We start from the raw sequence: 11688 nt of genomic DNA on the forward strand, positions 1-11688 counted from the left end.
TCCGTAATGGTCTCGACGACCTCAGGCTACGTCTGGGTCCTTCGCCGTGTCAGGGGAACACCCCGCTGGTCAAGGGCGCATTTCTTGGAGTGCGGCCCGTTACCTATTTGGCTGCGCCACTTTGAGATTCCGATCAATTTACGCTGGTTCCATATCGCGCGGGGTGAGTGAGGTCAGGCGGGGGTGGCCTGGGCGGCGACGAGGGTGGCGTATTTGCCGCCCGCGGCCATCAGCTCGTCGTGGGTGCCGCGTTCCGCGATGTGCCCGGAGTCGACCACCAGGATCAGGTCGGCGTCCCGGATCGTGCTCAGCCGGTGGGCGATCACGATGCGGGTCTGGGTGAGCCAGAACAGGTTGGACTCGATGGCCGCCTCGGTGGCGCTGTCCAGGTTGCTGGTGGCCTCGTCGAGCAGCAGGATCTTCGGCCGCGGCAGGAGGGCGCGGGCCAGGGAGAGCCGCTGGCGCTGGCCGCCGGAGAGACCGCCGCCGTCGGTCAGCATCGTCTCGTACCCCATCGGCATGGCCACGATCTCCTCGTGCAGCGCCGCGACCTGGGCCGCGGCGACCACCCGCTCCAGGGGCGCGTCGGGGGAGTTCAGCGCGATGTTCTCCCGGATCGAGCCGCTGAACAGGGAGGAGTCCTGGCCGACCACGCCGAACTGGCGGCGCAGGCTGCGCAGGTTGAGCTCGGAGGCCGGGACGCCGTCGTAGAGGATCTCGCCCTCCACCGGGGTGTGCAGGGTGAGCAGCAGCCTGGCCAGCGTGCTCTTGCCCGACCCCGAGGCCCCCACCAGGGCGACCTTCTGCCCTGGACGGATGGAGACCGAGACATCCCGTACCACCCACGGGCCACGGGTGTCGTGCCGGAAGCTCACGCCGCGCAGCTCCACCGCGCCGCGCAGCCGCAGCACCTCGATGCCGTCGCTGGGCTCGGGTTCCGAGGCGAGGATGTCGGACAGGCGGTCGAAGTGCGCGCCCGCCTGCTGCAGGCTCTGCAGGCCGGTCATCAGCGAGCCCAGCGGGATCAGGGCGCCGAGCGCGACGGCGTTGAGCGCGATCAGCGCGCCCACGGTCAGCTCCCCGTCGAGGACCCGCCACGTGCCGAGCCACAGCAGGCCGAGCGGGGCGACCACCCGGATCGCGGACAGCGCGGCCTCCACCAGGCCCTGGGTGAGGCCGCTGCGCACGTCGGCGTTGAGCTGCTGGGTGAAATGGGCCGCCCACTGCTCCACCGCCCGGTTCTCGGACCCGGACGCCTTCAGCGTCTCGATGCCGGTGATCGTCTGGATGAGGCTGCTCTGCGACGCGGAGAGGGCGGCGAGCTCCTGCTGGGTGAGGAGGTTGATCCGGCGGGTGCTGGCCAGGACCAGGAACCCCTGCGCCGCGACCACCCCGGTCAGCGCCAGCCCGAAGACGGGATCCCAGACGTACACGAGCACGAGGTAGCCGACGGCCAGCGGGCCGTCCAGCAGCGCCGCCACGATCTGGCCGGTGAGGATGTCGCGCAGCGTGGAGACGCTGGCCGCCCGGGTGAGCAGGTCGCCCTTGCCGCGCTGCGCGAAGTACCGGTACGGCAGCGCCACCAGATGGCCGATCACCCCCTCGGTGAGCTCCTGGTCGGCACGCGCCCGTACGGCCACCAGCAGCGCCGCCCGCAGGTAGCCGATCACGAACTGGGCCACCCCGGCCAGCAGCACGGCCCCGCCCAGCAGGGGCAGCAGGTCCACTCCCCGCGACGGGATGACCTCGTCGATCAGCAGCTGGGAGAGGAGAGGCAGGGCCAGCCCCAGCAACTGCAGCAGCAGCGAGGCCGCGATGACCTGCGCGAGCAGGCCACGACGGCGCCGGAACAGGGTGCGGACGAACTCGCGCCGCCAGGCACTCGCCATCGAGGACGTGCCACGGCGGAACCCCTCGCCGGGTTCGAAGACGAGCAGCACGCCGGTGAACCCGGCGCTGAACTCCTCCGCCGTCAGGCGGCGACGGCCATGGCCCGGGTCGACGAGGTCCACCCGGTCGGGCGACCAGCGCTCGACCACCACGAAGTGGTTGAACTCCCAGTGCGCGACCGCGGGGAGCGGCACGCGCGCCAGGTCCTCGGGCGCGAGGGAGAAGGCGCGCGCCTTCAGGCCGTGCTCGCGGGCGCCCTCCACGATGGCCTTGGCACTCAGGCCGTCCCTGCCGACCTGGAGCCGTTCGGACACCTGGTGCAGCGTGGTGCGCTGGCCGTGGTGGCAGAGCACCATGGCCAGGCACGCCGCGCCGCACTCGGTGGCGGCGTTCTGCATCAGGACAGGTACGCGATTCCTCATCCGCCCGCTCCCAGCGCGAGGGCGACGAACGCGGCACCGGCCGTCAGGACGACGGCCACCGCGATCCACAGCAGCAGGAACGACGGGCCGCTGATCACCAGCGGCATCCGGACGGCGGCGCGGGTCTCGACATGCCGGCGCATCGCCTCCTCCCGGTAGACGAGCCGCCCCTGGCCGCCTCCTGGGAGAGGACCGCCTCCGGAAGCGGGAGAAGGGCCGGACCTCGGCGGAGTGGCGGGGGTGGCCGAGGGGGGTTGCGCTTGAGGTCCGGTGGCGGTCGCGGGGGGCTGTGGTCGCGGCCCGGCGGCGGTCGCGGGGGGCTGTGGTCCCGGCCCGGTGGCGGTCGCCGCCTCCGGGGACCGCGGCTCGGGGGCGGGCGGCGGGTACTCGGAGGCGGGAGGCGCGTAAGGGGGGCGCGTGCGGTACCCCTCGGCGTCCTCCCAGTGCTTGACCCGGTGCCGGCCGGGCGCGGCGACGGCCTGGGTGCTGTCCGGATCGATCACGACCAGTGCCACTCGACCGTGGCCGCTGCGCGGCGCTCCGCCAGCCAGCCGGTGAACGCGGCGCGCCCGGCGGCGGCCAGTGTCTCCGCGTCGCCGGTGGCCGGGCTCCTGGACAGGACGGCACCGGTCAGGAAGCCGCCGTCGGGCAGCTCCACCGGGCCGACGACCCGGCCGGGCTCCGTACCGCGCAACGCCTCCGGCAGCTCCGCCTCCCAGCGGGTCGCGAGGGTCACCACCGTCTCTCCGGGAGAGGTCGTCGTCTCCCTGGGAGAGGTCACCGTCTCTGCGGGCGAATCGGGAGAGATCACCGTCCCTCCGGGCGAAGTCACCGTCTTTCCGGGAGAGGTCACCGCCGCTTCCCCGTACGAGGTCGCCGCGGCTTCTCCGGGAGCAACCGTCGCCGGCGAGGTCGTCGTCTCCCCGGGCGAGGCGAGGGTGGCGAGGACGGCGAGGAGGTCGGTCGGGGTGCCGGCGGTCACCTCCTCGTCGCCGGTGACCCACACGGCCCTGACCCGGGCGAAGTCATCGGGGTTCGCGGCCAGGTGGCCGGGAGCCAGTTCCGACTCCCTGTCCCGGCGGAACCGGCGGCGGCGGGCGATCTCGGTGATGTACGCCTCGAACTGCTCACCCGACATGCCGGCCTCGGTCATCCAGGCCAGGGTCGACACGCGGTCGTGCAGGCCACGGCCCCTGCGGAACTCGTCGGCCGTGGCCTGGAGGTCGGCGGCGGTGAGCGACGCGGTCCCGGCCGCGTCCCCCGCTGTGTCCCCGGCCGTGTCCCCGGCGGATCCGGCGGCCTCGACGAGCAGGCACTGGTCGATGATCTCCTGGTACGGCGACGCGTCCGGCCGGGAGAGCGAGCGCAGCATGGTCAGCGCCTGGGGGACCGTCACGTCGACCTCGTTGACGCTGACCAGATACCCGGCCGCCCAGTGCGTCGAGTGGTCGATCAGCCAGGGCACCCCGTCCTCGGGGGAGGCGGTCAGCGCGACCGTGCCGCCGTCGGGATGGTCGAGGAGCAGGTCGTAGTCGACCACCGGGGTTCCAGGGCGCCGGTCGACGACGAGCTGTGCCCGGACCTCCGGATACCGTGCCGCCCACTCGCCGACCGCGCGGCGGGCGTCGGCGACACCCGCGTCCCGGCGGGGCAGCGTACGCAGCAGGGAGGCCCCCGACCACAGGGCCTTCGCGAAATCGGTCACGGTGTTCCTCCGTCCATGAGCCAGCCCGCGATCGCGTCGCTGACGGGCAGCCCGGTCCACAGTTCGACGAACCCCCACGCGCCGTTGGAGTTCAGCTCCAGGAAGACGTACTCGCCGCCGGGGGTGACGATGAAGTCGAGTGCCGCGTAGGTCAGGCCGACGTCGGCGACGAGCCGGGCGCAGCGCGACTCCACCTCGGCGGGCAGCTCGTGCACGCCGTACCTGACGCGGTCGTTGTCGTAGTGCCGCCAGTCGTCCCTGGCCGCCCGGGAGGCCGACGCGTCGATCTCCGCGGCGAACACCCGCTCTCCCACGACGATCACCCGCAGCTCGACCGCCTTGGGGACGTACGGCTGCAGGATCACCGGCTCGTGCCGCACCCGGTGCCGGGAGGCCAGGTGGCGGCGGGTGACCACGGTCGTGAACGCGCGGTGCTCGGCGCCGTCGACCTGGAACGGCTCGGCGGTGATCTGCTTGGCGACCAGCCGCTCCGCCGACTCGTACGCGCCCGCGAGCTCCGCGGGGTCGTTGGTGTACACCGTGTCGGGTACGGAGAGGCCCAGCTCGATCGCCCGCGCCATGTGGAAGATCTTGTTGTGCGCGCGGCGCTCGTCCGCCCGGCGTCCGGGCAGCCAGCGCGCGGGCAGGAGGCTCCACACCCCGTCCAGCATGAACTCCGCCTGCTGGCCGACGTGCGCGCGGTGACTCGGCTCGGTCACGGTGCCTGCCGCGGCGGGCGCGCTCGGCCGGCTGCGCCAGACCGCGGTGACGCGGGACAGGTCGACCGTCTCCGTGCCGGTGTCCAGCAGCAGCCGTCGCTCCCCGCCGGAGAACGACGCGGTGATCCGGCTGCGGCCGGGGAAGTCGCCGGTGTCCCACCACAGCACCGGCGTTCCGGCGCCGTCCGCGCCGGTGGTCGTATCCGTGTCGCCGTCCGGTCCCACCAGGCGGGCGCCGCGCCGCCGGAGCGCGGTCATGACCCTCTCGACCGCCCCGTCCCCTCGCCTGCTGATGATCAGAATCACTGCCCGGTCCCGTCTCGAAGCGCGGCGGAACGGGGGTCCCGTTCCGCCGCGCCGTGTTCATCCGATGCTCTCGATGCGTCCGATGCGCCAGACGCGCCCGACGCGCTCGATGTGCCGTCCGCCGGGGGCCCGGCCCGTCTCACGGCGGGCGGGCTCCCGGTGCCGGCGGGAGTGCCTGATCAGGCGGACTCACGCACACAGCCCTGGGGGCCGTAGGTCAGTACCCATCCGGGCATACCGCCGGAGACCTGGCCCAGCTCGGCCTCGGCCAGCTCGGTGCCCTCGAAGGGCAGGTCGTCAATCGCGAACTTCGACATGATCGTTCCTGTCGGCCGTGTGAGGTGGAGTGGTCGTGCGCGCGGAGCGGCGGATCAGTACTGCCACCACTCGCACGGCAGGTCCTTCTTCCACGCGCTGACGGACCACTTGCCGCCGGACACCTGGCCCAGCTCGGCCTCGGCCAGCTCGGCGCCCTCGAAGGGCAGGTCGTCGATCGTGATCTTCGACATGATCACTCCTCTCGGTCGCGTCACCGCGACCCCCGTTGGTCTTCCGGCCCCGGTTGCCGGGAGCCGGTGACCGGGTTCCCGTTTCCGGCTCCCGGTCGTACGAGGGAATCTAGGAATGATCACTTGTGGACCACTTGTGCCCTGCTTGCGATGCGCGGGGACGCATGCCCGACGGCGTACGACGCCGCGGGACACCGCGCGGCCCGCGGAGGTCGAAGGGCGTTTTGGGTCGTTTGCATTCCCTTAATTGAATGGTCCTTTTTATGTGGTAATTCATATTTCTGAAACTGAATAGGTATTGACGAAATTCATGGTGGCTTGCACAGTAATCACTGCAGTCACACCTTTAACTCCGACATGACCTGACCTCACGATCGGAAGAGCGTTCAATGAAAAGGCTTCTGACATTCGCCGCCGTGACGTTGACGGCTGTCGCGGGAATGGCCGTCGCCGCCGTCCCCGCTCAGGCGGCTCCGGTGAGCGGCGCTTCCGCCCTGTCGGCGGTCCTCGGCGTGGACGCGGTCGTCGTCGCCGACGGGGTGCGCCTGCGGACGAGTGCCGGAGGGTCGACGGTCATCGGCTACCTCTACTACGGCGACTACGGGCAGATCCTCAGCTCGTCGGGCGGCTGGTGCAGGTTTCGGCTGGGCGCCAGGTCGGCGTCGGGGTTGCCCTCCGGCACCACGGGATGGGTTTCGTGCACCTACCTGGCCAGGGAGGACGGCCAGAAGTTCGACGGCCCGGCCGTCGACACCCTGCGGGAATAGCCCCTTTCCCGGGATGAGCCCGGCCGCCCGGCTCCCCACGGCCGGGCGGCCGTTCCCTTTCACGTGGGCCGTTTCCTCTGTATGGGCCGTTCCTCTGTATGGGCCCTCTATATGAGCCGTTCCCGTTGTGCGGCCGTTCCCCTTTGTGCGGGCTCGAAGTCGCGTTCCCTGTCAGGGAATCCCGGTGTCGTGAAGCCCCGGCGTCGCGTCACCCGTCCAGGAGTTTGAGGCCGATGACGCCGGCCAGGATGAGCGCCAGGCAGGCCAGCCGGGCGGGGGACGCGCTCTCGCCCAGGGCGGCGATGCCCACGGCGGCGACCCCGAGCGTGCCGAGCCCGACCCAGACCGCGTACGCGGTGCCCATGCTCAGCGTCCTGAGCGCGAAGGTGAGCATGACGAAGCTCACCACCGCCGCCGTCACCCCGATGAACGCCGGCCAGAACCGGGTGAACCCATCCGAACGTTCGAGCGCGGTGGCCCAGACGATCTCCAGGGCGGCCGCCGCGAGAAGCAGGACCCAGGCCATCGCGGTCAGGCCGTGGCGCCCGCGTCGACGGTGATGGTGGCGCCGGTGATGTTCGCGCCGCCCTCTCCCGCCAGATGCGCGACGGTGGCGGCGATGTCGGCGGGATCGCAGTAGCGGCCCAGGGCGGTGAAGCGCCGTTCCTCCTCCGCCCCGGGGCCGTCGGCCGGGTTCATCTCGGTGTCGGTCGAACCGGGCTGGACGAGGTTGGCCGTGATGCCCCGCGGGCCCAGGTCCCTGGCGAGCCCCTTGGTCAGGCCGACCAGGGCGGACTTGCTCATCGCGTAGAGCGTCCATCCCGGGTACGGCACGCGCTCGGCGAGACTGCTGCCGACGCAGATGATCCGGCCGCCCGCGCCCATGTGCCGGGAGGCCGCCTGGGCCAGCACGTACGAGGCGCGGGAGTGGATCGCGAGGACACGGTCGACCTCGGCGAGCGTCACCTCCTCCAGCGGCCCGAACGAGGCGACGCCGGCGTTGCCGACCACGACGTCGAGCCGCCCGAACTCGGCGACCGTCCGCTCGACCGCCGCGACCAGCGCGCCGGCGTCGGCGGCCTCCGCGGCCACGGCCAGCCCGCGGGCACCGGCGGCCTCGATCTCCTTGACGACCGCCGCCGCCCGCTCCGCCGAGCGCGCATATGTGATCACCACATCGGCGCCCTCGGTGGCCAGGCGTACGGCGACGGCGGCGCCGATCCCACGGCTTCCCCCGGTGACGAGCGCGACCTTGCGTGTCATGGTGTGCTCCTTAAGCGGAATCAGTTCCGCTTCACCATAAAGCGGAACTGATTCCGCTTACAAGTCTCCAGTAGCCTGTGATCGTGGACGTCGTCATGAACCCGCGCCGCGAGCGGGTCGACGCGGCGCGCAACCGCGTGAAGATCCTCGCCGCCGCCGCCGACATCGTCGCCGCTCACGGCGTCGAGGGGCTGTCGATGGCGGAGGTGGCCGCCGCCGCGGGAGTCGGCGTCGGCACGCTGTACCGCCGGTTCGGGGATCGCTCGGGGCTCGCGTACGCGCTCATCGACGAGCGGGAACGCGAGTTCCAGGAGGCGTTCATCGAGGGGCCGCCGCCCCTGGGGCCCGGTGCTGGCGCGCCCGCCCGCATCCGGGGCTTCCTGCACGCCCTCGCCGACAGGACCGTGGAGCAGCTGGACCTGCTGGTGATGGCCGAGACGGCGGCACCGTTCGCCCGCTTCGGCGGCGCCTACGAGGCCTACCACGCCCACCTGTCGATGCTCGTCACCCAGGCCAGGCCCGGCGCCGACGCCCACGTCCTCGCCGACGCCCTCCTCGCCCCGCTGGCCGCGCCGCTGCTCGCCCACCGCCTGCGCGATCGCGGGGTGACGGTCGAGCGCGTCAAGGCGGGACTGGACGACCTGCTGGCCGCGTTCGCCCCCTGAGACGTACGGCCGCACGAGGACACGGAAACGGGCACGGACGTCCGTCCGTGCCCGCGTGTACCGCGCTGGGGGTCAGGCGCCGCGGCGGCGGGCGGCCACCTTCCTGATGAGGGGCGTGCACAGCGCCAGGAGCGAGACGACCAGCAGCGTCGCCGCGATCGGGCTCCTGACCAGCACCGTCACGTCGCCCGCGCCGATGGCCAGGGCCCGGCGGAGCTGGATCTCGGCCATCGGGCCCAGGATCAGGCCGATCACCGCCGGGGCCACCGGCAGGCCGAAGCGCCGCATCGCGAAACCGAGCAGGCCCAGGATGTAGAGGATGACCAGCTCCACCCAGGAGGAGTTCAGCGCGTAGACGCCGAGCGCCGCGAACAGCACGATCCCCGAGTAGAGGTACGGCCGGGGGATCCGCAGCACCCGGGCCCAGAGCGGGGCCAGCGGCAGGTTGAGCACCAGCAGCATGGTGTTGCCCACGAACAGCGAGGCGATCATGCCCCAGACCAGCGCCGGGTTGTGGTCGAACAGCTGCGGGCCCGGCTGCAGCCCGTACTGCTGGAAGGCCGCCAGCAGGATCGCGGCCGTCGCCGAGGTGGGCAGGCCCAGCGTGAGCAGCGGGACGAGCGTGCCCGCCGCCGAGGCGTTGTTGGCGGCCTCGGGACCGGCGACCCCCTCGATGGCGCCCTTGCCGTACTCCTCGCGGGCGATCCCGCGCGCCAGGCGCTTCTCGATCGAGTACGACAGGAACGTGGGGATCTCCGCGCCGCCGCCGGGCAGCGCGCCGAACGGGAAGCCGAGCGCGGTGCCGCGCAGCCACGGCCGCCACGAACGCGACCAGTCGGAGCGGCCGAGGAACGCCCGGCCGACCGGGACCACCTCGGGGCGGCCGTGCCGCAGCCGCGAGGCGACGTAGAGCACCTCGCCCAGGGCGAACAGCCCGACCGCGACGATCACCACGTCGATGCCGTCGAGCAACTGCGGGATACCCAGGGTGAGCCTGGCCTGCCCGGTCTGCTGGTCGATGCCGACGAGCCCGATGACCAGGCCGAGGCTGAGCGAGGCGAGTCCTCGTACGACGGAGCGGGACAGCACCGACGACACCGCGGTGAAGGCCAGGACGGCCAGCGCGAAGTAGTCCTCGGGACCGAAGGAGATCGCGAAGTCCACCACCAGGGGCGCCGCGACGACCAGCAGCCCGGTGGCGATGGTGCCCGCCACGAACGAGCCGATCGCCGCCGTCGCCAGCGCCTGGGCCGCCCGGCCGCGTTTGGCCATCTTGTTGCCCTCGAGGGCGGTGATCATCGAGGAGCTCTCGCCGGGCGTGTTGAGCAGGATCGAGGTGGTCGACCCGCCGTACATGCCGCCGTAGTAGATGCCCGCGAACATGATGAACGCGCTCGCCGGGGGGACGGTGAACGTGATCGGCAGCAGCAGCGCCACGGTCATGGCCGGGCCGATGCCGGGCAGCACGCCCACCAGCGTGCCCAGCGTGACGCCCACCAGCGCGTAGAGCAGGTTCACCGGGGTGAGGGCGGTCGCGAAGCCGTCCATCAACAGCTGGAAGGACTCCATCAGATCACCCCGGACAGCAGCCCGGCCGGCAGCGTCACGCCGAGGCCCTTGACGAACACCAGGTAGGTGATGGTGGACAGCAGGATCGCGATGACGCCCGCGCGCAGCCGGTGGGCCGCCCCGAGCGTCACGGACAGGCCGAAGAAGAGCAGCGCGCCCGCGATGATCCAGCCGAGCAGGTCGAGCAGCCCGGCGAAGGCGAGGAAGATCACGCTGACCAGCGCGACCGTCCGCCAGTCGGCCCGCGTGCCGGGGTCGATGTCCTCGGCGTCCTCGGGGTCGCCACGGCCTCCCCTGAGCACGTCGACCACGTAGAACAGCCCGATCAGCAGCATCGACCCGCCGACCAGGGCCGGGAAGAACCGGGGCCCGAGACCGAGGGTGGAGCCCGCGGCGGTCACGTCCGCGGTGCCGACGATCACGAACGCGCCCAGCGCGAGGACCAGCACCGCCAGCCCCAGCTCCGGCCGCCGCCACGACCACCCGGTCTCGCCCCCGGACGCCGCCCCGGAACGCTCGTCACCGGGACGCGCGTCCGTGCCGCTCCCGGAGGCCGGGTCGCTTCCGGAGACCGCGCCACTCCTGGAGCGCGGGTCGCTTCCGGAGACCGTGCCGCTTCCGGGGGCCGTGCCGCTCTCGGAGCCCGGGACGCTTCCGGGAGTTGAGCCGCTTCCGGAGTCGTTCCCGGGATCGGGATCCGCGTCGTTCCCGGGGGCCGAGCCGCTCCCGGAGCCCGCTTTCCCCCCGGACCTCACAGGGGAAGCGGAGGTACGGCCGGTGCCGCCGTCGCCCGCGCGGGCGACGGCGGCGGGTTCGGATCCGGTGCCGTGGTCACCGGCACCACCGGCCCCGGCACCCGTGGCGCCGGTGCCGGTGGGACCGGACGGTTCTTCTGCGGGCGGCATCAGGAGACGAGGCCCATCTCCGCGATGACGGCCTTCACCTTGGTCTGCTCCGCCGCGAGGAAGTCGGCGAACGGCTGCCCGGTCTGGAAGACGTCGGTCCAGCCGTTCTTCATCACCGCGTCCTTCCACGCGGGGGAGTCGTGCATCTTGGTGACCAGGTCGGTGAGCGCCTTCTTCGCCGCGTCGTCCAGCCCGCCGGGCGCGACGAACCCCCGCCAGTTGGCCAGCTCCACGTCCAGGCCCGCCTCCTTGATGGTGGGGGCGTCCACGTTGGCGAGCCGCTCGGGAGAGCTGACGCCGAGGGCGCGCAGCTTGCCGGACTTCACGTGCTCGGCGAACTCGCCGATGCCGGAGATCCCCATCGCGACCTTCTCACCGAGCAGCGCGTTGAGCGCCTCGCCGCCGCCGGAGTGGGCGATGTAGTTGACCTGCTTGGGGTCGATGCCCGCGGCCTTGGCCATCAGGCCCGCCACGATGTGGTCGGTGCCACCGGCGGAGCCGCCCGCGATGGCGATCTTCGTCGGGTCCGCCTTCCACGCCGTCACCAGGTCGCCCAGCGTCTGGTACGGCGACCCCGCGGGAACCACGACGATCTCGTACTCCTCGGTGAGCTTCGCGATCGGCGTGGTGTCGGCCAGGGTGACCTTCGACTTGTTCTGCTCGACCGCGCCGACCATGACCAGGCCCATGGTCATCAACAGGTCGCCGTTGCCCTTCTCACCCGCGAGCTGGGCCAGGCCGATGGTGCCGCCCGCGCCGGGCACGTTGTAGACCTCGACCTTGCGGGACGGCTCGGCGGACTTGAGCGCCTCCCCGGCGACGCGGGAGGTCTGGTCCCAGCCGCCTCCCGGCGAGGCCGGCGCCATGATTCTCAGCGCGCTCGTACCCGAGCCGCCGCCGGAACCGCACGCGGTGAGGGCTGCGAGGGACAGCACCGCGAGGGCGGCCAGTCTCCGAAGACGCATGGT

General features: G+C 72.1%; 13 protein-coding genes. 2 read left to right on the forward strand and 11 right to left on the reverse strand.

Going from position 1 to position 11688, the window contains the following annotated elements; translation table 11 throughout:
• Positions 1-173: 173 nt before the first annotated feature.
• The 6 genes from ABT053_RS14310 to ABT053_RS14335 all read right to left on the reverse strand — a co-directional run bounded on the left by ABT053_RS14310 (position 174) and on the right by ABT053_RS14335 (position 5551).
• On the reverse strand, positions 174-2312 hold the full coding sequence (locus ABT053_RS14310) for a peptidase domain-containing ABC transporter (RefSeq protein WP_350969439.1): 2139 nt from the start codon (positions 2310-2312) through the stop codon (positions 174-176).
• Positions 2309-2815: a hypothetical protein gene (locus ABT053_RS14315; protein WP_350969440.1), complete on the reverse strand. Its 507-nt coding sequence runs from the start codon at positions 2813-2815 to the stop codon at positions 2309-2311. Before ABT053_RS14315 ends, ABT053_RS14310 begins: the two co-directional genes overlap by 4 nt.
• A complete protein-coding gene (locus tag ABT053_RS14320; protein WP_350969441.1) occupies positions 2812-4017 on the reverse strand; it encodes a TIGR04500 family putative peptide maturation system protein in 1206 nt (401 codons plus the stop codon). Before ABT053_RS14320 ends, ABT053_RS14315 begins: the two co-directional genes overlap by 4 nt.
• Complete coding sequence (locus tag ABT053_RS14325) at positions 4014-5042, reverse strand: MvdC/MvdD family ATP grasp protein (RefSeq protein ID WP_350969442.1); 1029 nt, start codon at positions 5040-5042, stop codon at positions 4014-4016. The genes ABT053_RS14320 and ABT053_RS14325 overlap by 4 nt, the downstream gene beginning before the upstream one ends.
• Before the next feature lie 179 nt (positions 5043-5221).
• Positions 5222-5359 carry a putative ATP-grasp target RiPP gene (locus tag ABT053_RS14330; RefSeq protein ID WP_350969443.1) on the reverse strand — a complete coding sequence of 46 codons (138 nt, stop codon included), beginning with the start codon at positions 5357-5359 and terminating at the stop codon, positions 5222-5224.
• Between the two features lie 54 nt (positions 5360-5413).
• Positions 5414-5551 carry a putative ATP-grasp target RiPP gene (locus ABT053_RS14335; RefSeq protein ID WP_350969444.1) on the reverse strand — a complete coding sequence of 46 codons (138 nt, stop codon included), beginning with the start codon at positions 5549-5551 and terminating at the stop codon, positions 5414-5416.
• A gap of 416 nt (positions 5552-5967) precedes the next feature.
• Between ABT053_RS14335 and ABT053_RS14340 the strand changes: the two genes are divergently transcribed.
• On the forward strand, positions 5968-6318 hold the full coding sequence (locus ABT053_RS14340) for an SH3 domain-containing protein (protein ID WP_350969445.1): 351 nt from the start codon (positions 5968-5970) through the stop codon (positions 6316-6318).
• A gap of 208 nt (positions 6319-6526) precedes the next feature.
• Here the strand turns inward: ABT053_RS14340 and ABT053_RS14345 are convergent, their stop codons facing one another.
• Both ABT053_RS14345 and ABT053_RS14350 read right to left on the reverse strand, forming a co-directional pair.
• Complete coding sequence (locus ABT053_RS14345; RefSeq protein ID WP_350969446.1) at positions 6527-6844, reverse strand: DMT family transporter; 318 nt, start codon at positions 6842-6844, stop codon at positions 6527-6529.
• 5 nt (positions 6845-6849) lie between these two features.
• Positions 6850-7581: an SDR family NAD(P)-dependent oxidoreductase gene (locus tag ABT053_RS14350; protein WP_350969447.1), complete on the reverse strand. Its 732-nt coding sequence runs from the start codon at positions 7579-7581 to the stop codon at positions 6850-6852.
• Between the two features lie 83 nt (positions 7582-7664).
• Between ABT053_RS14350 and ABT053_RS14355 the strand changes: the two genes are divergently transcribed.
• Positions 7665-8246 carry a TetR family transcriptional regulator gene (locus ABT053_RS14355; RefSeq protein ID WP_350969448.1) on the forward strand — a complete coding sequence of 194 codons (582 nt, stop codon included), beginning with the start codon at positions 7665-7667 and terminating at the stop codon, positions 8244-8246.
• Between the two features lie 72 nt (positions 8247-8318).
• Here the strand turns inward: ABT053_RS14355 and ABT053_RS14360 are convergent, their stop codons facing one another.
• Genes ABT053_RS14360 through ABT053_RS14370 form a run of 3 tightly spaced genes read right to left on the reverse strand, consistent with a single transcriptional unit; the run spans position 8319 to position 11685 of the window.
• Positions 8319-9815 carry a tripartite tricarboxylate transporter permease gene (locus tag ABT053_RS14360; protein WP_350969449.1) on the reverse strand — a complete coding sequence of 499 codons (1497 nt, stop codon included), beginning with the start codon at positions 9813-9815 and terminating at the stop codon, positions 8319-8321.
• Positions 9815-10720 carry a tripartite tricarboxylate transporter TctB family protein gene (locus tag ABT053_RS14365; protein WP_350969450.1) on the reverse strand — a complete coding sequence of 302 codons (906 nt, stop codon included), beginning with the start codon at positions 10718-10720 and terminating at the stop codon, positions 9815-9817. The genes ABT053_RS14360 and ABT053_RS14365 overlap by 1 nt, the downstream gene beginning before the upstream one ends.
• Entirely contained in the window at positions 10720-11685 is a 966-nt protein-coding gene (locus tag ABT053_RS14370; protein WP_350969451.1) for a tripartite tricarboxylate transporter substrate binding protein, read from the reverse strand. Before ABT053_RS14370 ends, ABT053_RS14365 begins: the two co-directional genes overlap by 1 nt.
• Between the last annotated feature and the right edge of the window lie 3 nt (positions 11686-11688).

The organism is Streptosporangium sp. NPDC002524 (assembly GCF_040295985.1).
Taxonomy (GTDB): Bacteria; Actinomycetota; Actinomycetes; order Streptosporangiales; family Streptosporangiaceae; genus Streptosporangium.